The organism is Sphingobium sp. FG125 (assembly GCF_057809795.1).
In genome coordinates this window covers 127,019-148,367 of record NZ_JBMDKQ010000011.1, presented here as the reverse complement: position 1 = coordinate 148,367, position 21,349 = coordinate 127,019, and the positions used below count along the sequence as shown (strand labels likewise).

Here is a 21,349-nt window from a genome sequence, read left to right as displayed (position 1 = left end):
AATATGAGCGAGACCGCAAATCTCTTCGAGAGCGTCGAAAACGTCGAAATCAAGCTTTCCCGCACCAAGACCTGGAGCGGGCTGGAGACGGACCCGGCCTATTTCCCCAAGGAAAAGGACGACGCGTATAGGGAAAATCTCGGCGATCCAGGCAGCTATCCGTTCACGCGGGGTGCCTATCCCCAAATGTATCGCAGCCGAATGTGGACGCTGCGAAACATTGTAGGCTATGGATCGCCAGAGGATACACGCCAAGGCCTGGAAATGGTGCTGGCCTCCGGCGGAACGGGCGTCAGTATCGTTCCGGATCCGCTGACTACGCAAAGCGTAGACCCTGATCACCCTGCCTTCGGACCGGAAGTGGGCCTGGAAGGCTGTTCGCTCCCGACGTTGCGCGACGCCGAACGCCTTCTCGATGGCGTGGATCTGGCGAAGGTCGACACCGCCTGGCATTGGGCGGCCATGGCCTATCCATTGATCGCATCGGTGCATGTCAAGCGCGGCCAGCCGTTGTCGACGCTGCAAGGCTCGAACATGCCGGACATGCTGCAACAGACGCTATGCGGCTGGGGCAAGCATCTGGTGCCTGCTGAATTTGGTCACAGAATAGCGGTCGACGAGATAGAATTCAGTGTCCGCAACAGCCCGAAATGGGCGCTTGGCATGCCACAAGCCTATGACCTGCGCGAACGTGGTCTTTCTCCCGCAGGTGAAATCGCTCTGGGCATGGCCATGATCAACAAGACGATGGAGGATCTGATCGATCGCGGCCTGACCGTGGATCAGGTCGCGCCCAGCCTGGCGTGGGTTTCGACCTCCGACATCGACTTTTTTGAAGAGATCGCGAAGTTCCGCGCGCTGCGCCGCTATTGGGCGCGGACGATGAAGGAGCGGTTCGCATCGCAAGATGTGCGCGCTCAACGCCTGCGGATTGCCTGCCACACGTCTGGTAAATCGCTGGTGTATAAGCAGCCGCTCAACAATCTGACACGGACGGCCATTCAGGGCCTGGCGGCGCTGTGCGGCGGTGTGCAGTCGCTGGAAGCCTGCACGTTCGACGAGCCGGTTTGCGTGCCGACCCATGAGGCGCGCGAACTTGCTACCCGGCAGCAGCAAATCCTGGCCAATGAAGTCGGCGCGGCCCGCGTGGCCGATCCCTTTGGCGGCAGCTACTATATCGAGGCGCTGACGGATCAGGTGGAAGCCGAAGCCGTGGCCATGCTGACGCGGATCGAGAAAATCGGCCTTATCGAAGCAATCGCCAGTGGCCAGATCGAGCAGATGATGGACGATTTCAACTTCGATCTGCAACGCGAGATGGATAGCGGCGAGCGCATCATGGTCGGCGTCAATCAATTTGTCCCGGAAGACGAGCCATCGCCTACGCGCTTCAAGTTTGATCGCACTAACACATACGCCCATATTCGCCGGTTTTCGGAACTCAAGCAGCAGCGCGATCAGGGCCGCTGGTCAGAGTCTTTGAAGCATGTCCACAATGTCGTTCGTGACGGTAATAACCCGATGCAGGCGATGATCGACGCATTCGTTGCCGATGCCAGCATCGGCGAGATATGGGGGACGGTACGCGTCGCCTATGGTCATGCCTTCGACCCCTATGGTCACCTTCAAGCACCGCTGAGTTACACATGAGCAAGCCAAATACTGTAAAATGCATGCTTGGAATGCTGGGCACGGATGTCCATTCGAAAGGCATCCGCACATTGGCGCGTCTGCTAAGCGAAGCCGGAGGCATTGACGTCGATTATATCGGCGAACATAACAGCGTCGAGGGCATGGCCGCTGCCGTCGCCGAGCGGAAGTCCGACGTCGTGGGCATCAGCTTCTCGTCCGCTGCCTATGTCGAATATACGCGCCAGTTGATCGAAGCGATGAAAGCAAAAGGGGTGGGGCACGTCCCCGTGATCCTGGGCGGCATCATTCACCCCGATGATGTCGACGAACTTAAGGAAATGGGCGTAGCTGGCGTATTTGGGGCCGGGTCCAAGACGCAAGACATCATCCTGTTCGTGCAAAATGCCGGTGTGCCTAGCATATGACGGTCTATGTCGATGTCTGCGCGGTGGAAGACGTTCCAAGCGGCAAACATCGCGCATTCCTGGTCGATGACACCTCCATATTGATATTCCGCATCGGCGCTGAGTTTTATGCATTGGAGAACCGCTGCACCCATCTCGATTTCCCGCTGGAAGGGGGGCGGCAGATCGGCATGAACATCATTTGCCGAAAACATGGTGCGCGCTTCGATATATGTACAGGAAAGGCCATCGTTGGCCCTGCGGTCGATCCACTACGCCGCTTTTCCGTTCGCGTCCGCGAGGGGCGGGTTGAGGTGAAACCCATTGCGGAGCAGGGGCGGAACCCTTTCGTCAGGCAGGCGGGCTGAACGCTCGCTGTCGCTTTGAGAGAAGACAGCAACTTGATGAAGCAGGAGTCGGGTATTGGAAAGCGCTAAGAAGAAAGCCGTTCGTCAATATATCGACGCGGTAGGCCGTGGCGATGCTGCAGCGATCCAGGCGGCTGTAACCGAAGATTATACCCACGAGTTTCTAGGCACCACGGTGTTGCGCGGCAAACGATCATTGGCGGACATTTTGGGCCAACTCGACGCGTTCATGGCAGCCCTGGCGCGACCGGGCGAATTTACCTTTCAGGAGATGGTGGAGGAAGGCGATATCGTTTCTGCCATGTTCTCGGGCAAGTGCGAACTGGCAAACGGCAAGAGGTTCGACGGGGATTATGCGATATTCTGCCATTTCCGGGGCGACAGGATTCTGGCCATGCGCGAGTTGATCGACACCAAACTGGCGGACAGCGTGCTGGTCTGAACCGAAGGATTGGCATCTTTGGGTGTCACAGATAAAATCAGGAAGGCGAGCGATGTTCGATCTTACAGGCAAAGTGGCGATTATAACCGGTGGGGCCAGCGGCATCGGCGCTGCTGCGGCACGCATGTTTCATGACCTGGGTGCCAGTGTCATGATCGGCGACATCCAGGTCGATGCGGCTCGGGATCTGGCGAGCGAATTGGGCGAGAAAGTGCTGGTCTCTCGCCTCGATGTGACCCAGGCTGCGGATTGGGAACGGGTGATCGCGGAGACCGAAGCGGCTTTTGGTCCCGTAAACGTCCTGGTCAACAACGCCGGGCATCCGGGCCACTGGAAGCCGATCGCGGACCTGAGCCTTGAGGAATATCGCATGGTATGCGCGATTAATCAGGAAGGCCCGTTCCTGGGCATGAAACTGGTCCTGTCCTCGATGATCAGGGCAGGAGGCGGTTCCATCGTCAATAACTCGTCCGGATATGGCTTGGTAGGGGCGGCGAACAATATGGATTATTGCGCGTCGAAATTCGCGGTGACGGGGATGACGAAGGCTGCCGCGATCGAATATGCCCCACTGAATATCCGGGTCAACTCGGTCCACGCCGGCGTCGTACTGACGCCCATGGTCAAGAGCACCATGGAGAAACTGGGTTCCGACGCGGATATTTTCATTTCCCGCATGCCACTCAATCGCGGGGCCGACCCTTCCGAAATTGCCAGCGTTTTCGCATTTCTGGCATCGGACGCATCGAGTTTCGTCACCGGTGCGGCGCTTCCCGCCGACGGTGGATTGACCGCTCAATAGGCGGCGCCCTCGTCGGACCAGCCATAAACGGAAAGGATCGTGTCTCTAATACCAAGGTGCAATGATCACGAGCCATAGGCTCCTCCCCCTTGAGGGGGAGGTTGGGTGGGGGTGTACTGCCGCCAGTATGGGACGCGCGGCTTCGCCTTGCTCCCCCTCCCCCGACCCCTCCCCGCCGGGGAGGGGAGATGAGTCATAATCACAGCACTGTGGTATAACCCAAGAGCAATTGCAGATGCTTTATGACAAGCAATGCCTGCACGACAACAATCGACGGCAATTTAGCAAAGCGTGAGAGCATGTTCATCTGCGTGGTCCAATTCAAGGAGCCGCAAGTGACGATGTTTCAGGCCGGTCGTTATCGCGATCTGTGCGAAAAACGCGATGGCGAATGGAAGATCTTGCGACGTACCTGTATCTGGGACTGGTGCGATGTTGGAACGATCGCGCCCGATTGGGATATCGTCAATGTTCCTGCTCTTTCAAACTGGGGCGCTTTCCATCCGCATGATCCGATCTATCAGGATTGGTCTGCTGATGCCCCTACCCAACGCAGCCGATAAAGCTGGTGAGCGCCGCTTGAATGCGCCAGTAAACATGATTTACGCGTCCAGGTCACTGACGAAGTTTCTTATATAGGGCGCCAGGTCATTACCGGCGAACGTGCAGTAATAACTGCCATAACCCTCTCGTTCAACAACCTTGGCGTGGGGCAGGGCCTGTTTCGCCCGCTCATGCCAAAAGAAGACGATGTCACGCTTGCCGCACACCAAGAGAATCGGGCAAGAGACTTTTTCGAGCAATTTTGGCATGTCATGCTTGAATACCGCCCGATATCCCCAATGCCATTCTGTGCCTGCGGTCAGCGTATCGATCAACTCGCTGTGATAGATTTCAGGTGGCACGGGAAAAAATGGGGCATCTGGCTCTACCGGGGCAGAACTGTCGCAATCCTTTACCACGCGGGTCCATGCAGTGATCGCCTGTGATCCCCTTATGTCTGGTGGATTGTCGTAGATGTAGGCGCTGTTGCGGGCACTTTCCTCCATGGTCGGATAGGTCACGCCAGCCAGCATGATGGAAGCTACTCTGTCGGGATGGTTCGCGGCCAGCTGTGCCGACACATTCGTGCCGCCATGATGCCCGAAGCAATGGAATTTTTTAATACCCAAAGCGTTGATGGCCTCTATCAGCACATCGGCTATGTAGGGATAGGAAGGCTCCGCCGTTGGCATGAAGCTTTGCCCGTAATGGGGCAGGTCAAAAGCATATAACGGGCAGAAGCCGTCCAGTGCAGCCATCAGATTTTCAAACGAGGATGATGAACTGGCGGTCATGTGAAAAAACAGGATCGGCAGTCCTGATCCACCTTCGCAGAATCGATAGTGAATTTGCCCGTCGGTTGTGTCGACATAGGCTTTCCTGATCGGCATGGCGCTTCCTCCGGAAAATGTGCGAAGGGGAAAGGCTTACCTTTCCCCATTCTTCCCCCATTAAGTCACTTTACCCAACAGGCTGTCTACCGCGACCTTGGCGTCGCCATAGAACATCCGCGTATTATCCTTGTAGAAAAGCGGATTTTCGATGCCGGAATAGCCGGTCCCCTGGCCACGTTTCGACACGAAGACCTGCTTGGCCTTCCAGACCTCCAGCACAGGCATGCCCGCGATTGGCGAGTTCGGGTCGTCCTGCGCCGCCGGGTTGACGATATCGTTCGACCCGATGACAATCACGACGTCCGTCGACGGGAAGTCGTCGTTGATCTCGTCCATTTCCAGCACGATGTCATAGGGCACTTTGGCTTCGGCCAGCAGGACGTTCATGTGGCCGGGCAGGCGCCCTGCAACGGGATGGATGGCGAAACGCACATTTTTGCCCGCCGCCCGCAGCTTGCGCGTGAGTTCGCTCACGCTCTGCTGCGCCTGCGCCACGGCCATGCCATATCCCGGCACGATGACGACGCTGTCCGCTTCGTTAAGGGCCGACGCAACGCCATCGGCATCGATCGCGATCTGTTCGCCCTCGATTTCAGCCGCTGGTCCCGTCGTGTTGCCGAAGCCGCCGAGGATCACCGACACGAACGAGCGGTTCATCGCCTTGCACATGATGTAGCTCAGGATCGCACCGGAAGAACCGACCAGCGCGCCGGTCACGATGAGCAGGTCGTTGCCAAGGGTGAAGCCGATCGCGGCTGCCGCCCAGCCCGAATAGCTGTTCAGCATCGAAACGACCACGGGCATGTCGGCACCGCCGATGCCCATGACCAGATGGAAGCCGATGAACAGCGCGAACGCCGCCATGGCGCCGAGCAGGATGAGTTCGCGGCCTTCCGCGCCGATGTTGCCCACATACATTACCAGCAGGACCAGCGATGCCAGCAGGGCCGTGGCATTGAGGACATGGCCGCCCGGCAGCTTCTTCGCCTTGCCGTCCAGCTTGCCCGCGAGCTTGCCGAACGCGACGATCGATCCGGTGAAAGTCACCGCACCGATGAAGATGCCCAGAAACGCCTCGACTTTCAGGATATTGATTTCGACCGGGCTTTTGTGCGCCAGAACGGCGGCAAAGCCAGTCAGTGCTTCCCGCGCCAGGGGGGTGAGCGCGCTGACCGTTTCCAGTTCAAAATGCGCGTTGAAACCGATGAACACGGCCGCCAGCCCGACGAAGGAATGGAGCGCGGCGACAAGCTGCGGCATTTCCGTCATCTGGACCCGGACGGCCACGATCCAGCCGATGACGGCGGCAACCGCAAAGGTGCCGATCACGATCGGCAGATTGGCTGCGCCCGGACCAAAGAGCGTCGCCACCACGGCCAGCGCCATGCCGGCAATGCCGTACCACACGGCGCGCTTGGCGCTTTCCTGATTGGACAGGCCGCCAAGCGACAGAATGAAAAGGACCGCAGCGGCTATATAGGCTGCGGACACCACACCGGTATCAAACATGGAAAAGGCCCCCTTACGACCGCTGGAACATGGCCAGCATCCGGCGCGTGACCAGGAAGCCGCCAACGATGTTGATCGAAGCGATCAGTATGGAAACGGACGCCAGCGCAAGCACCAGAGTGTTGGATGACCCGACCTGGAGCATCGCCCCCACCACGATAATGCCCGAAATGGCGTTCGTTACCGCCATCAACGGGGTGTGCAGTGCGTGGCTGACATTCCAGATCACCTGGAAGCCGATGAAGCAGGCCAGCACGAACACGATGAAATGGGCCATGAAGCTGGCAGGGGCAACCGCGCCGACCGCCATGAGCAATAGTGCGGCCACGACCAGCAGCGTGACCTGCGAACGGGTCTGGGCCTTGAATGCCGCAACTTCTTTCGCACGCTTCTGTTCGGGAGTCAGCTCTTCTGCTTTGGGCTTGGGCTTCTGCGCCGCGATCGCCTTGATCTTGGGCGGCGGTGGCGGGAAGCTGACCTCACCCTGGTGGGCGATGGTCGCGCCCCGGATCACGTCGTCGTCCATATTGTGGACGATCACGCCATCCTTGGCCGGGGTCAGATCGAAGATCATGTGGCGGATATTGCTGGCATAGAGCGAGCTGGACTGCGCGGCCATGCGGCTGGGGAAATCGGTATAGCCGATGATGGTGACGCCGTTGGGCGATACGATCTTCTGATCGGGAACCGTCAATTCGCAATTGCCGCCGCGTTCCGCCGCCAGATCGACGATGACCGAGCCGGGGCGCATCGTCTCGACCATGTCCTTCGTCCAGAGGACCGGGGCATCGCGGCCCGGAATGAGCGCGGTGGAAATGACGATGTCGACGTTTGGCGCCAGTTCGCGGAACTTCTTGAGCTGCGCGTCGCGAAATTCAGGGCTGGACGGGGCGGCATAGCCGCCGGTCGCCGCGCCATCCTGCTGCTCCTCCGAAAAGTCCAGATAGACGAATTGCGCGCCCATCGATTCGATCTGTTCGGCGACTTCGGGCCGGACGTCGAAGGCCAGCGTGATCGCGCCAAGCGATGTCGCCGCGCCAATCGCAGCCAGGCCGGCGACGCCAGCCCCGATCACCAGCACCCTGGCGGGCGGCACCTTGCCCGCCGCGGTCACCTGGCCGGTGAAGAAGCGTCCGAAATTCGCCCCCGCCTCGATCACCGCGCGATAGCCCGCGATGTTCGCCATCGAGGACAGAGCGTCCATCTTTTGCGCACGCGAGATACGAGGCACCATGTCCATGGCCAGGACATTGGCGCCAGTCGCGCTGATCGCCGCCAACTCTTCGCTGCGCTGACCGGGATAGAAGAAGGAAATCAAGGTTTTGCCGGGTTGGAGGCGGGCTGCCTCCTCCGCTTCGGGCGGGCGCACCTTTACGATCACCTCGGATGCCGCCCATAATTGGTCGGCGGTTGCAACGACCTCTACGCCAGCGGCGCGATAGGCATCATCGTCGAACCCGGCCGCTTTGCCCGCGCCGCTCTCGATAAGGCATTCATGGCCGAGCTTCTGCAATTGCAGGGCGCTGTCGGGTGTCAGCGCAACCCGCGCCTCGCCCTGCGCCACTTCTCCTGGAGCACCGATTTTCAAACCGTCTTCCTCCCCTTTTCACACGCAACCGTTATGGCGTACCCATTATATTGGTCGGCCCGGTGCGGTTGATCCATTATGAAATTTTTCCGCCTTAAGGCTGAAACGTTTTTTCCGCCGGGATCAATATTTGATCGTTTGGCATGCCATTTGGTCAATCGACGTCCATATGCATGGCCGCGCGTTATCCTTGTGCGCGTTCAATGCCGTTATTGCGGTGCCATTGCCTTCGCATTGGCAAAATGCTTATGAATGCTGTTAACGATAGCGATGTAAACGGTGTGCAGCATTTCCGCATTCTGTTCGCCGGTCTCTGCCGGGACGCAATCGAAATTCGACGAAATCGTCATCATGCAGCCGCCATCGTCCAGTGCGTCGAAGCTCCAGCTGGCGATATAGTTACGAATGCCCGGCACAAAACCGTCCGACGCGTCATAATAGAGGCGGTGCGCTACCTTATCTTCGACCAGCAGCACTTCGCGATTATGTTCCGGCGCGCCGCTCTGAACGGCACCTTCGCCCCGCGCCATCACGCGCGTGCGAGGGACAACGCCCGGCTCGCCTTCCAGCCAGCTGTCCACCAGCTTCAGCCCGTCCGAATTGCTGCCATCATCGAACCAGGCCAGGCTGCCCCAGTCGGTCACCAGCGCCCAGATATCCTCGATATCCGCGTCAATCCTTCCCTGGTGAAACCCGGTAACTCTATGCACCTTTGTCACAAGCATCTCTCCAATTTGCGGGCTGACGATCATGGCCTGTTTGCCATTGCGTCTGGAGCCATAACATCTGTGTTACAATCAGGGGCCGTGCGTTAGCGTGCGGTCACGAGGCCATTTTGTGCGCTCCCGGCGAGTTGTGCGGCGCACGCTCTGGTCGGCGTGGCGCACTCTCGGACTGAGCCAAAAACAGGCTCTCCGCGCCGCGAAAATGCCGTCATGACCTAGTTCCCAACGCACCTCCCTGTTAAACCAAGGCAATAGTATAAATATCCTATTTGAGTCAACAGGTCGTGGCAGCGTGTATGAATATATCGGCGGTGCCATTCACGGCATCGCGCTTGACACCATGACCGGTGCCGATAGTATATGCACCCTAATCGGAAACGAGAAAGATGCAGCGCCGTCAGTCAACCGTCCTGCTGCTGTTGCCCCAAGGTTGTTCGCCATTGCGTCCGGCACGAGGCTGCGGCGCGGTAGCAGTCGCCAAAATAGTTGCCGGGCGGTGAGGATCGGCCTGTCCCTTCCCAATAACTGGGGCATCGCCGATGTGAGCGAGCTGGTCAGCATCGGCATCCTTGCCGACCAGTGCGGCTTCCACTCGGTCTGGACGTCCGAACATCTGGTCAATGTCAGCTATGTGCGGGATCGTATCGGCGACGCGCCCTATTATAGTCCCTTGTCCATCCTGTCGGCCCTGGCCGTTACGACCAAGCGGGTCCAGCTTGGCACATCGGTGCTGGTCCTGCCGTTTCACAGCCCCTTCTTCATCGCCAAATATTTCGCCACCCTGGATCATCTGTCGAAGGGCCGCGCCATTTTGGGCGCGGGCATCGGCAATGTGCCCGAAGAATTCGAGGCGGTGGGGATTCCATGGAAAGAGCGTGGCGCACGGACCGACGAGGCTATCGCCATCATCCAGGCGCTTTGGTCCGAAGGACCAACCGATCACCAAGGAACGGCGTGGTCATTTTCCGACATCCATAGCTCGCCCAAGCCCTACGGGGCCACGATTCCCATCTGGGTAGGCGGGATCAGTCCCGCCGCCTTGCGACGGACAGCCCGTATCGGACGAGGGTGGCAGGCGGTCGCGGTAGCGCCCGACGAATTCCAGTCGATGTACCAGCAAATCGCCGCTTACGCGATTGCGATAGGGCGCGATCCGAGGGAGATAGCGGCGAGCATGCGCCTCAACGTCGCATTCGACGGAGAAGGCGGCACCGAAGGCGAACGCAAGGCGGCGATCGACGTGGATCGCGCCGACGACGTGCGGACCGCTGTTGACGCTTACCGATCCGCAGGCGCGACCGACATGATCTTTGCGCTCAATTGTCGGCGCCCGGAGGCCGTAAAGGCCGCGATCGGGAAAATTGCCCATGCGATCGGGCCTTGGCTTTATGATGGAGCAACCCCATGACGATTTCGATAGATGCAGTGATCGATGCGCCTCTGCCCGACACATGGGCCATGATCTCGGACTTTGCCAATCTCAAACGCTGGCATCCGCTAGTTCAGCGCTGTGAGACGCAAGGCGAAGGAGAGGGCGCAATTCGCACCGTGTACTTCGCCGATTCCTGGGCCGCAGAACGGCTCGACCGGTTGGATCACGACAGGCATGTCCTGCATTACGCGATCATCGACAGTGACAAGCCGTCCTCCATCGGCCTGAAGGGCGCGATTGCCCTGTTAGCGGATGGCGAAGGCCGGACGGCGTTGAACTGGACATCCGGCGTCGATCCGGCACGAGAAGATGCGGCGGCGCTCGATGCCTATCTGGAACAATATTATCCCTCTCGGATCGAGCATCTTCGCGACGCCTTGACGTCGTCGCAAGTCTGAAAATCGCGCACCTAACGCTATCCGCGCTAACCCAATCTGCATCGAGGACATGATGATGAGTATAGAGGATCGCCTCAATCTACAGGAATTAAACTATAAATATGCCTATTATGTCGACAATTTCGAGCCGGATAATTGGGCGGCGATCTTTGCCCCGGACGGGATACTGGACGAAAGCGCATTTTTCGACGATGCGATTTTTACCGGGCGCGAAGCGATACGCGCCTATGGTGCCAAGATCTGCGACACGGTCGACCATATTGTTCATCTGATAAACAATCACATCATCTTGGACCTGACAGCGACGACCGCGCGCGGCACATCCGTCAGTCTGGTCGAGACGATGCGGAAGAACGGCGAGCGTATCCGATTTCATGTCAGATATGACGATGACTATGTCAAAATCGGCGACGATTGGCTGATCAAGCGCAAAATCCTCGGCAAGTCATTCCCATTCGAGAATATTGTCGCCGGATAGTCCAGCCAAGCCTCCCAGCTATTGATGCCTGCGAGATCCGATCAGGACATATGCATCATCGGCTGGGTCTTGCAGGCTTGGAGGCGACACCGACAAAATGGTGCCACTTCGTCAGACCGCTGGCACTCCGCCGTGCTCGACAGGAGCACAGCGGAGCGATGGTTACCCGTGGGTATCAGTCGAACTTGTAGGAAAAGCTTATGCCGTAGGTTGCGGGCATGCCGGTAAAGCGCGTGACCGTGTCGGCGAATTTCACGACGTTGGTCCAGTAATATTTATCGGTGATATTGTTGCCAAAGGCCCACAGCCGCCACCGGCCTTCGCTATCTTCAACGCCCAATTGCGCGTTGACCAGCGTGTAAGCGTCAATATCGTAGAGTGACGATGCGGCGAGTTGCGCGGACGTCTTGCTGCGATAGGCGAGGCCCGTGCCCCCGAAGAGGGTCAAGCTGGGCGTGATCGGTGTGGAATAGCTGGCATCGACGTTTACGCTCCATTTTGGCGAGAAATTGAGCGGCAAGCCTTGCATGTTTACCAGCGGCCCTTCGATGCTGTAGCCGATGTAATCCTTGATCTTCGTGTCGATATAAACCGCCGAACCGGACAGGGTCAGCCCTTTGACCGGACGCAGGGCTGCCGACAATTCCGCTCCGTCGATCCTTGATTTGGGGATATTGACCTGCGTTGCCACCAGCCCGAACGGAAAGCCGGTGTTACTGCGTCCACGCTGCTGCTTGTCCGCATAGTCGTAACGGAAAATTGCGCCCTCTACGGACAGTCCGTCGATCGCGTTGGATTTGAACCCCAGTTCATAGGCCAGCAAGTCTTCCTGCACGACCGGGGTGAACGACGCATTGTTGCCGGCGCTCAGGGACGGGTAGTTGCCCGCCTTGAACCCGCGGCTGACGCGCGCGTAAATCAGCGAGCGGTCGAACGGCTTGAGGTTTACGTTGATGTTCCAGGGGGTGTTCGATTGTTCAAGGCGATCGAGCTTGAACCCGGGGATGAAATCGGCATTGGACGTTATACATCCACCCGGCATGATGCGCTGAGAGGCCGACAGGGGCGGCAGCCCGTTACTGGAACGCAGAAAGTTGGTAAAACCGTTATAGGCGGCGGCTGCGTTGCCATTGCCGCTGTCAGCACTGCATCCCTTGAACTTCCGCTCTTCGTTGTTGATGCGCAATCCGCCGGAAATCGTGAGAAAGTCGGTCAGTTCAGCTTCGATATTGGCGAACACACCATAGCCGCGAATGCGCTGATTATTGAGATTTCGCGTTGAATTCAAATCCACGCCAAAGAAATTCGACACGACAGAGAAGTCGTCGAAATAACCGCGTTGAATATCATCAACATTGTCGCGCTGGTAATTCGCGCCTATGACGAAGTTGATGATCGAGAAACTGGCCGAAAGGCGCAGTTCTTGCGTGAAGCTGGTTGCATCGGACGCGAGATCGTAGCGGCCGTTGATGATATCCCTGCCCAGCGCGGGCGAATATCCGATGCCGTCGGCTTCATGCACCGATCGATTGCGGAACTTGGAATAGGCCGTCAGCGATGTCAGCGTCACATCATCCGAGACATCATATTCCAGGCGGAGCGAGCCTTGATAAAACCAGGCATTCTGGTCGAAATCGGTGTCCCTGTCCCAATCCGCCGACTGGGCGTTGCCGGTTGCGGCCGGCGCGGACTGAACGAAGGAAAAGGGCGGCACTGCGGGGTTGGTGGGAACGATCTTGACGAGTTGCGGCGCCTGCGTGTCCGACTTGTCCTGCCAGCCGTTTACATTGAGCAGCGCGCGAAAATCACTGCCCGGCTCCCATTCGAGCATGGCGCGCCCTGCGAACTTGCGCACTTTGCCCAACTTGTCATCTCTCGTAATGCTCTCCTGCCATCCATCGCCGCGCTCTCCGCGCGCTGCGATCCGGCCCTTGAGCGTATCGGACAAGGGGCCGCTGACGAAGCCTTCCAGCGACGCGGCATTGAACCGGCCATAGCTGCCCCTGATCCCGGCCTGGAAATTATCGGTCGGCTTGGCGGCAATATAGTTGATGGCACCGCCGGTGGCATTCTGGCCATAGAGCGTGCCTTGCGGTCCTTTTACGACTTCGACCCGTTCCAGATCGAACGTCGCCCCGCGCGTGAAGATGGGCAGGGTGAGGGGCACTTCATCAACATAGACGGTGACGCTGGAACCGGCGCCGACGGTCGGCTCGTTCACGCCCACGCCCCGCAGGCTGTAGATCGGCGTTGCATAGCCGCTATTGCCGATGGACAGGCCAGGGACCAGAGCGGCAAGATCGCCGACGTTGGAGATCTGCCGGGTTTCAAGCTGGGAACTGTCGAGCACGCTGATGGCGATGCCGACATCCGTCAATGTCTGCGATCTGCGGTTGGCGGTAACGACGATATCGGCGCTCTCACCAGTCGAGGCCTGTTGTGTGTCCTCCTCGGCCGGAGCGGTTGGGCCAACAGCGGTGGGCTGCGCCGCGGCGCCGCTGGCAAAGAGGGCGCTGCCGCAAGCTGAAACGAGCCACATGCCCCTAAGAATCTTTGACATTTAACCTATCCTCCTCCCAGATGATGCTGTTTGCATTCTTTATCATTTTTTCCTTCTAGACTTTAGGATCGAAAGACTAGAGATTGTTTGTGGGATAGCTTTGTTGCCGGGGGCGGTCAACGCTCTTGACGTGGCTTTCCACGCAAAATTCCATTCATATTACGCTACGGCACAGCCTTGTCGACGATTGCCAAGACCGATCTCGAACATTGTAAAGAGGATGAAAGATGAACGATTTCGCTGGCGGCATTGTGCAGCCAAGTCGCTCGTTACGGCTCGCATACCAGATGCTCGGCGTACTCGTCATCGCTTACATTGTCGCCTTTCTCGATCGTCAGATCATCGCGCTGCTTGTCGCGCCCATCAAGGCATCGCTTCAGATCGATGATTTCCGCATCGGGCTGCTCCAGGGGCCTGCCTTTTCGCTCGCATTTTGCGCAGCCACGCTGCCGGCCGGGATCATCGTCAGTCGTTACAATCGCCGCAACGTGCTGATTGGCGGCATATTATTCTGGAGCTTTGGTACGATCCTGTGCGGCTTGGCGCAGAGTTTTCCGATGCTGTTTTCCGCCCGGATTGTGGTTGGACTGGGAGAGGCAATCCTGTCTCCTGCGGCTTATCTGATGATTACCGACGCTTTCCCGAAAGAAAGGGTCGTGCGCGCTCTTTCCATCTTCACGATGGCCGCAACGCTGGGGGTGGGGGCCGCCTTCGTTGCTGGCGGCGCGGTCATCAACCTCGTCAACAGCCTGCCGCTCATTCCGGGATATGAACGATGGCAGGTGGCATTCTGGATCATCAGCGTTCCCGGCTTCCTGGTGGCCCTGCTGTTGCTTGGGATAAAGGAGCCGCAACGCACTGCGGCGATCGCCGACACCCCGGCTCGTCTGTCGGACGGCTTCAAGCTTCTGCGCGCGCGAGCGGGGGGCTTTGCTCCTGTGTTTCTATGTTCGGGCCTGTTGGGCATCGTCTATTATGCAGGGTTCGTCTGGTACGCGACCCATCTTATCCGTGTGTTCGGTTTTTCACCCAGCAAGGCGGGGTTTGTTCTTGGCGTCCTGTATCTATGCTGCAGCAGCCTGGGCACCTTGTTCGGGGTGGCGCTGGCCGAAAGGCTGCAACGTCGCGGAATGGCCGATGCCCCGCTCGTCGCCGTGGCCTTTTTCTCCTTCGTCGCGTTTGCCACCAGCGGCTATAGCGCGGTTGACAGCCTCCCCCTTTCCCTGGCCATGCTCGTGCTCCAGTCGCTCGCCCTCGGCTCCTTTTTCGGCAATCTTGTGGCGGCGCTGCAACTGATCACCCCGCCATCGTTGCGCGGCATCAATTCTGCGATCTTCATACTCTGGAACAATATCGTCTCTCTGTCCGCAGGCACGTCGATCATCGGCGCCTTGTCGGCCACTGTCTTTGCCGACAGCATCAAGGGGCTGGGCTACAGCATTTCCCTGACATGCCTGATCTGTTCGGCCGCATCCATTGCGGCAGCCCTTATGGGGCGGCGCAGATATCGAGATGCGGTGTCCCAGACCGCCTGAAACGGTCAGCCGGACACGCGTGGATCAAGACCGTATTGGCTCGGCGCGCCAAGATGATCCCGCAAGGTCATTCCCTGATAGTCCAGGTGGAACAGTCCGCGTTCCTGCAGGATCGGGACCACGCCATCCACGAACGCATCGATGCCATCCTCGTAGACGTCCGGGGATAGCCAGAAGCCATCGGCCGCCTCTGCTTCGAACCAGGCCTGCATATGGTCGGCGGCGTCCTCAGGCGGACCAGCGATCACCGGATGATAGTCGATCACGCCGTGCGCCAATATGTCGCGCAGGCTCCAGCCCTCACGCGCGATGCCAAGCGCATGACGAGAGCGAGGATCATAGGGTGACGGGCGGGCCGCGGCGAGTTGGGCCTTCGAAAGCGGTTCGTCGAGATTATGCGCATCGAGCCGCAACGAGAGCATCTGTCCGAGGTATCCGGCCCGATCGGAGAATGTATGGCCGCTCACCGCGATCCGCCGATCCAGCCCAGCCCGCCTGTCGGGCGCGATCGTAGTCATCAGGCCGGGAAAGAATTTGATCTCGTCCGGGTCACGACCTGCGCGTTCGGCGGCGTTGCGGAGTGCAGTGCGTTGGGCACGCGCATCCTCGATCGTGTAGGTGGCGCCGATGACGCCACTGGCATAACGTCCGGCAACTTCCAGCCCCTGATCTCCGCCCCCGGCCTGGAAAATCACTGGCTGCCCCTGTTCGGACGGCGGGAGCGGAAGCGGTCCACTGGCACCGACGTGCCGCCCCCGCAAATTGATCGGCCTTATCTTTGCTGGGTCAGCGAACCGCCCGGAGGCTGTATCATGGATCCAGGCATCCTGTTCCCAACTGCCCCACAGCGCCTGGACGATCTGGATGGATTCATGGAGCCGCTGATATTTCTCGCCCCGCGGCGGCAGTTGCCGTCCATAATTTGCCGCGATCTGGGGATCGCTGGTCGGCACGGCATTCCATCCCGCCCGGCCATGGCTCATCAGGTCCAGGGCTTTGAACTGGCGGGCGAGATTATATGGTTCGTTAAAGGTGGTAGACCCTGTTGCGACCATCCCGATCCGCTGGGTTCCGCGCGCCACCGCAGCGAGCGTCATCATCGGATCGATGGTGATCTGCGGCGCTTCGGTCGCTATGTCGCCCTTGAGCGCCGGAAAATCAGGCACGAACAGGAATTGAAACTTGCCGCGCTCTGCGGCCTGCGCATAGCGGACCTGATTATCGAAACTGGTGTAGCTGGTCGGATCGACCCCAGGCATGCGCCACGCACCGGGCTGCGACCCATAGCCATTCCCGAAATGCATGCCGATTATCATCTGTCTAGTCATCATGGCCCTTCCGCTGCCGTGAGCGCTCATCCTTTTCACAAGAGCCGGTCATTGCTAAAGGGAGACAATCTCCGTTAAACATGAGATACGGAGACAATCTCCGTTATACAAGGGCGCATTGTCATGCCGCACGCTTCCGCTGCTCGTCGAACCCGCAAGGATGCGCGGGAAAACAGGACGCACATTCTGGAAGTCGCACGGGAGGCTTTCAGGAAGGAGGGTGTGGATGTTTCGATGGACGCCATTGCCACCCAGTCGCAGGTCGGTCCAGGAACGCTTTACCGGCATTTTGCGAACAAGAATGCGTTGCTCGCCGCTTTGCTTGACGCGCACCATGAAGACCTGGAGCGCGAGCGCGGCTTGATCGAGGCGGAAGAAATGCGCCCGGATCGGATATTGGAGCGGTGGATCGACGCGCTTGGCGACTGGATGCTGGTCTATGATGGCCTGTCGGAACCGCTGCGCGCGGCCTGGTCGAGCGCCAATTCACCTCTGACCCTTACCTGCCAGAACGTCATCGATACGACAGACAGGATATTGCGTGCCGCGCAAGAGGATGGCGCTGCACGCCACGACTTGACAGGACGGGATATTTTCCTGGGCAGCCTGGCAGTGGCCTGGGCAGGTGGAGCCAGTGCTTCTGATGCGAACACGCGGGATGTCCTTCGCGTCATGCTGAAAAAGGGATGGGCCACCGGCGACGGCCACACAGGCAGGGCCGGTCGGTAGAGCGGCGCAGGGGTTTGGCGTCGGTCAGCGTGATGGAGCGGGCTGACTGGAGCGATGGCACGGATGAAAGAAGCACGATCAACAATGACACAAAAGAAAACCAAGCGAATGATCACGGGACATGCCCAGGCCCCGTCCACGCCAGCAAGGGGAACCGGAACTGCCGAAGCTATCATCGATGCAGCCATCCAGTTATGGGGCGCGCGCGGCGTAGACGGTGCTTCATTGCGGGAAATCAGCATCGCTGCCGGTTCCGCCAACAACTCCTCTATCGGCTATCATTTTGGCGACAGGCGCGGCCTCATCGAGGCTATCTTTCGAGCGCGCATACCGGGGCTGGAGGAACGGCGCAAACTTTTGCTGGAGGACGCCAGGGTGCGCGGATTGCTGGATGATCCGCTGACGTTGATAGAAATTACATATCAGCCGGTGTTTGACGAGATCGACACGCAGGGCTGCCACAGCTTTGCGGCGTTCCTGCGTGCCGTGAACCGCTTCTCGGAATGGGACGGCAAGGCATGGACCCAGGAACTTGCCCCCAGCGCCTTTCTTGTCATGCAAATATTGATGCGCAAGGCGAACCATGTACCGCAGCCGCTGTTTGACGCCCGTGTACGACTGATCAACGAAATATGTTACGGGGCCATCACGGACCAGGATAAAAATCAAAGCCGCGTTCCCGATGCCGCGCTGGCCAAAAAGATATTCCAGGATGGGCTGAAAGCGTCCGCCCATCTACTATTTCTGGATGTATGAGCAAACAGGCCGTCTCCGATTTCGTTCCGGCCCTTGCAATCCTCCTATCCCCCAACCGAAGCTCGATTAGGAATCAAATCCTAAATCCTGGATTGCGTATTGACTCGATCATGGTCTCGTGCAAATCAGTCATTGGGATATATGTCTTAAAAACCTCATGGGGGTTGGGACATTGAGGAGGATGCAGGGCTGGTAACCCAAATTCCAGATCAGATAAGTCTGCGCATTGATTGCAAGGACGACCTTGAAAATTCCAATGCTGTCTTGCCTGGGCGACCATATCGGGGACCTAACCGCAAGTCCGGCTATTGGTCACTGGTGGAATTTATAGCCGGTCGGATGGATGGGATGGCTTAGATGAGCAAGCGAGAACTGTCGGGCAAGTGCGCGTTGATAACAGGCGGGACGCGCGGCATCGGCCGTGCGGTTGTGGCAGCTTTGGCTGAGGCAGGCGCTGATGTCGCTTTCAGTTACAGATCTTCGCAAGCCGAAGCGGATAGCATCATTGGCGAACTGGAACGGCAGGGCGCGCGGGCCAGGGCATTCCGGTCGGATCAGTCCGACCCGGCAGCCGCCCGGCAGCTTGTCGATTCCGTTATGGAGGCATTCGGCCGGGTCGATATCCTGGTCAACAATGCCGGCCTGGCGAGCCTGCAACGCCTGGGGGAAAGCCACGATTATCAGGAAGTTGATCAATTGTGGGCCGTCAACACGTTCGGCGTCATCGCGACCATCCGGGCCGTGGCCCATGTCATGGCAGATGAAGGCCGGATCATCACCATTGGTTCTGTCAGCGGAAGCAAGGCAGGCATGGCCACCGCGGCTGATTATTGCGGCTCGAAAGCGGCGGTCGCGGGCTATACGCGTGGCGCGGCCCATGACCTCGCACCGCGCCGGATCACGGTCAACATCATCGAATCCGGCATGATGAATACGGAAATGGCGCACAATATGCCGGAAGCGGATCAGCTACGTATCCGCGCGGGGATACCATTGAAGCGTTTTGGCGATCTCACGGAAATAGGCGGATTGGTCACTTTTCTCGCCAGCCCCGCTGCCGCCTACATCACTGGCGCGACATTGACGATCGACGGTGGCTTTTCCGCGTAGGATCGCTGCGCATTTTTCCAACGCCTATAAGGCGCGGCCCGGCATGACAGGGTCGTCCAGATGAACGGAGACGAGAGGATGGCTTACACCCATGTCGACAAGCCGATCCGGCTTGGCAATGTCGAGGTTAAAAACCGGACGTTTCGGCCCGCGCATGGCACCGGGATCGGCTGGGGCGAGATGAACGATGCGCTGGTCGCCTATCATGCAGAGCGGGCGCGCGGCGGTGTTGGCCTTATCATCAGCGAAGTCGGTTCGGTCCATCCCTCCACGCCGTTGAACCTCAACATTTATAATCACGACATCGAAGGCGGGATGCGCAAGCTCGTCGATCATGTCAAGCCGCATGGGACAAAGCTTTTCCAACAGCTTTGGCATGCCGGCCATTATCTTGGGGCTCTCGACGGCTCGCCACCCTGGAGCGCATCCGATATCCCCAATGTGGAGGTAGGCACCGTGCCGGTCCCAATGACCAAAGGCATGATCGACGAGATCGTCGGCGCCTATGCGGAATGCGCGCACCGCATGGAGCAATATGGTCTGGACGGGGTCGATGTCCACTGCGCCCATGGCTATCTGCCTGCCCAGTTTTTCTCGCCCAACACCAACAAGCGTGAAGACGAATATGGCGGCAGTTTTGAAAACCGGACCCGCTTCATCATGGAGATGATGACGGCCATCCGAAATGCTGTTTCCAGGGATTTCGTGGTCGGCGTCAGGGTCGGCACGGATCTGGCCGTCGGCGGCGTCGGTATCGAGGATAATTTGCGCCTGGCCCAGATGCTCCAGGACCAGGGTCTGATCGACTATGTCAACGTGTCGATGGGCAACTATTGCCGCAACGACAAAATGATCGGCGGGATGAACGAGCCTACCGGCTATGAAATGCCAACGAGCATTCCCATCACCCATAATGTGACGTTGCCGACGCTGGTGACGGGGCGGTTTCGGACGCTGGAGGAAATCGATCAGGTCATTCGCGATGGCGATGCCGACATGGTCGGTCTGGTGCGTGCGACCATCGCCGATCCTGAACTGGTGTCCAAGAGCTTTGCAGGGCAGGGGGATCGCGTACGGCCTTGCATTGGCTGCAACCAGGCGTGCGTGACCAATCAGGTTTTCGGCCTGCCGATCGAATGTGCGGTCAATCCCGGTGCCGGACATGAACTGGAGCGTGGCGACCATCTGCTCAAGGTCGTGGCCGAACCGCGCACTATCGTGGTGATCGGCGGCGGACCTGCGGGGCTGGAGGCGGCGCGTGTCGCAGCAGTTCGTGGCCATAAAGTCATATTGATGGAGGCCAGCCCACAGCTTGGCGGATCGCTGCGCGCCGCCGCCAAAGCGCCGACACGCCATAACATGGTCGATATTGTGACCTGGCTGGAAGAGGAAGTCTATCGGCTGGGCGTCGAGGTGCGATTGAGCAATTACGCCGATGCCGACGATGTCCTGGGCGTGGGCGCAGATGCGGTGATCGTCGCGACTGGTGCGATGGAGCGAATGGATGGAATCCAATCCTCTCATCTGGGCGAACCGATCAGTGGCGTCGGTCGCAAGGGCGTCATCTCCTCGACGGAACTCTTCATGATGACACCGTCAAATCTGGGTCGAAGCGCCGTCGTGATCGATGATGTCGGCCATTATGAGGGACTTGGATCGGCCGAGTTTCTGATCAACCAGGGGTTGTCGGTCACCTACGTTACGCCGAAGCGCGAAATCGCGCCGCTCGCACGCCCCACATTGATGGTCGAGCCATATCTGCAACGGATGCAGGGCAAGCCGTTCCGTCACATGATCCGCACGCGTGGCATAGCGATCGAGGACGGCCATGTGATCGTCGGGCCGGCCTATCTCGAAGATGGCAGCCAGGACAGGACGGTGCTGGATGCCGACACGGTCGTTCTCGTATCGAGCAACCGCCAGAACCGCGAAGTTTACGACGATCTGAGGGGGCGTGTCGATCATCTGCATATCGTGGGGGATGCCAATTCACCGCGATATGTCCAGACGGCGATCCGCGAAGGTCATCTCGCGGGCGCGGCGGTCTGACGCCGATCTCGATGGACAGGAACGGTGGGGCGGGATGCCCGAATGCTCTCCCAATTGTGAGGAACATG

20 protein-coding genes are annotated in these 21,349 nt (G+C 58.9%); 14 read left to right on the top strand and 6 right to left on the bottom strand.

Annotated features, from left to right (window positions below):
- Nucleotides 1-3 precede the first annotated feature (3 nt).
- The 6 genes from ACODSR_RS12655 to ACODSR_RS12630 all read left to right on the top strand — a co-directional run bounded on the left by ACODSR_RS12655 (nt 4) and on the right by ACODSR_RS12630 (nt 4,211).
- Nucleotides 4-1,650, top strand: coding sequence for a methylmalonyl-CoA mutase family protein (locus ACODSR_RS12655; protein ID WP_489076972.1), 1,647 nt, complete (start codon nt 4-6; stop codon nt 1,648-1,650).
- Nucleotides 1,572-2,057: a cobalamin B12-binding domain-containing protein gene (locus tag ACODSR_RS12650; protein ID WP_489076970.1), complete on the top strand. Its 486-nt coding sequence runs from the start codon at nt 1,572-1,574 to the stop codon at nt 2,055-2,057. Before ACODSR_RS12655 ends, ACODSR_RS12650 begins: the two co-directional genes overlap by 79 nt.
- A complete protein-coding gene (locus tag ACODSR_RS12645; RefSeq protein ID WP_489076968.1) occupies nt 2,054-2,404 on the top strand; it encodes a Rieske (2Fe-2S) protein in 351 nt (116 codons plus the stop codon). The genes ACODSR_RS12650 and ACODSR_RS12645 overlap by 4 nt, the downstream gene beginning before the upstream one ends.
- Nucleotides 2,405-2,459: 55 nt before the next feature.
- The gene (locus tag ACODSR_RS12640) at nt 2,460-2,846 is read left to right on the top strand and encodes a nuclear transport factor 2 family protein (protein WP_224551156.1); all 387 of its coding nucleotides are present in this window, start codon (nt 2,460-2,462) and stop codon (nt 2,844-2,846) included.
- A gap of 22 nt (nt 2,847-2,868) precedes the next feature.
- The gene (locus ACODSR_RS12635; RefSeq protein WP_489076966.1) at nt 2,869-3,648 is read left to right on the top strand and encodes an SDR family NAD(P)-dependent oxidoreductase; all 780 of its coding nucleotides are present in this window, start codon (nt 2,869-2,871) and stop codon (nt 3,646-3,648) included.
- Nucleotides 3,649-3,890: 242 nt separating this feature from the next.
- Nucleotides 3,891-4,211 carry a nuclear transport factor 2 family protein gene (locus ACODSR_RS12630; RefSeq protein ID WP_489076964.1) on the top strand — a complete coding sequence of 107 codons (321 nt, stop codon included), beginning with the start codon at nt 3,891-3,893 and terminating at the stop codon, nt 4,209-4,211.
- A gap of 39 nt (nt 4,212-4,250) precedes the next feature.
- On the opposite strand, the gene ACODSR_RS12625 is transcribed toward ACODSR_RS12630, so the two are convergent.
- The 4 genes from ACODSR_RS12625 to ACODSR_RS12610 all read right to left on the bottom strand — a co-directional run bounded on the left by ACODSR_RS12625 (nt 4,251) and on the right by ACODSR_RS12610 (nt 8,900).
- Entirely contained in the window at nt 4,251-5,081 is an 831-nt protein-coding gene (locus ACODSR_RS12625) for an alpha/beta fold hydrolase (protein ID WP_489076963.1), read from the bottom strand.
- A gap of 60 nt (nt 5,082-5,141) precedes the next feature.
- Nucleotides 5,142-6,593, bottom strand: coding sequence for an NAD(P)(+) transhydrogenase (Re/Si-specific) subunit beta (locus ACODSR_RS12620; protein WP_489076962.1), 1,452 nt, complete (start codon nt 6,591-6,593; stop codon nt 5,142-5,144).
- Between the two features lie 13 nt (nt 6,594-6,606).
- Complete coding sequence (locus tag ACODSR_RS12615; protein WP_489076961.1) at nt 6,607-8,181, bottom strand: Re/Si-specific NAD(P)(+) transhydrogenase subunit alpha; 1,575 nt, start codon at nt 8,179-8,181, stop codon at nt 6,607-6,609.
- Between the two features lie 209 nt (nt 8,182-8,390).
- A complete protein-coding gene (locus ACODSR_RS12610) occupies nt 8,391-8,900 on the bottom strand; it encodes an SRPBCC family protein (RefSeq protein WP_489076959.1) in 510 nt (169 codons plus the stop codon).
- Nucleotides 8,901-9,402: 502 nt separating this feature from the next.
- Between ACODSR_RS12610 and ACODSR_RS12605 the strand changes: the two genes are divergently transcribed.
- From ACODSR_RS12605 to ACODSR_RS12595, 3 genes are read left to right on the top strand one after another with little or no spacing between them, the layout of a single operon-like run.
- A complete protein-coding gene (locus ACODSR_RS12605; RefSeq protein ID WP_489076957.1) occupies nt 9,403-10,314 on the top strand; it encodes an LLM class flavin-dependent oxidoreductase in 912 nt (303 codons plus the stop codon).
- Nucleotides 10,311-10,736, top strand: a complete 426-nt coding sequence (locus tag ACODSR_RS12600) for an SRPBCC family protein (RefSeq protein ID WP_489076955.1) — start codon at nt 10,311-10,313, stop codon at nt 10,734-10,736. The genes ACODSR_RS12605 and ACODSR_RS12600 overlap by 4 nt, the downstream gene beginning before the upstream one ends.
- Before the next feature lie 55 nt (nt 10,737-10,791).
- Nucleotides 10,792-11,214 (top strand): nuclear transport factor 2 family protein, encoded by a 423-nt coding sequence (locus ACODSR_RS12595; RefSeq protein ID WP_489076953.1) that lies wholly within the window; start codon nt 10,792-10,794, stop codon nt 11,212-11,214.
- A 175-nt stretch (nt 11,215-11,389) separates the two neighbouring features.
- On the opposite strand, the gene ACODSR_RS12590 is transcribed toward ACODSR_RS12595, so the two are convergent.
- Nucleotides 11,390-13,774, bottom strand: coding sequence for a TonB-dependent receptor (locus ACODSR_RS12590; protein WP_489076951.1), 2,385 nt, complete (start codon nt 13,772-13,774; stop codon nt 11,390-11,392).
- 227 nt (nt 13,775-14,001) lie between these two features.
- Here ACODSR_RS12590 and ACODSR_RS12585 point away from each other — a divergent pair, with 227 nt between their 5' ends.
- Entirely contained in the window at nt 14,002-15,309 is a 1,308-nt protein-coding gene (locus ACODSR_RS12585) for an MFS transporter (RefSeq protein WP_489076949.1), read from the top strand.
- A gap of 5 nt (nt 15,310-15,314) precedes the next feature.
- On the opposite strand, the gene ACODSR_RS12580 is transcribed toward ACODSR_RS12585, so the two are convergent.
- Nucleotides 15,315-16,613: an NtaA/DmoA family FMN-dependent monooxygenase gene (locus ACODSR_RS12580; RefSeq protein ID WP_489076947.1), complete on the bottom strand. Its 1,299-nt coding sequence runs from the start codon at nt 16,611-16,613 to the stop codon at nt 15,315-15,317.
- Nucleotides 16,614-16,760: 147 nt separating this feature from the next.
- Between ACODSR_RS12580 and ACODSR_RS12575 the strand changes: the two genes are divergently transcribed.
- The 4 genes from ACODSR_RS12575 to ACODSR_RS12560 all read left to right on the top strand — a co-directional run bounded on the left by ACODSR_RS12575 (nt 16,761) and on the right by ACODSR_RS12560 (nt 21,281).
- Nucleotides 16,761-17,366, top strand: coding sequence for a TetR/AcrR family transcriptional regulator (locus ACODSR_RS12575; RefSeq protein ID WP_224551170.1), 606 nt, complete (start codon nt 16,761-16,763; stop codon nt 17,364-17,366).
- A 63-nt stretch (nt 17,367-17,429) separates the two neighbouring features.
- On the top strand, nt 17,430-18,122 hold the full coding sequence (locus tag ACODSR_RS12570) for a TetR/AcrR family transcriptional regulator (RefSeq protein WP_489076945.1): 693 nt from the start codon (nt 17,430-17,432) through the stop codon (nt 18,120-18,122).
- A gap of 357 nt (nt 18,123-18,479) precedes the next feature.
- Nucleotides 18,480-19,232: an SDR family NAD(P)-dependent oxidoreductase gene (locus ACODSR_RS12565; RefSeq protein ID WP_489076943.1), complete on the top strand. Its 753-nt coding sequence runs from the start codon at nt 18,480-18,482 to the stop codon at nt 19,230-19,232.
- Between the two features lie 78 nt (nt 19,233-19,310).
- Nucleotides 19,311-21,281: an oxidoreductase gene (locus tag ACODSR_RS12560; RefSeq protein ID WP_489076941.1), complete on the top strand. Its 1,971-nt coding sequence runs from the start codon at nt 19,311-19,313 to the stop codon at nt 21,279-21,281.
- The last annotated feature ends 68 nt before the right edge of the window (nt 21,282-21,349 follow it).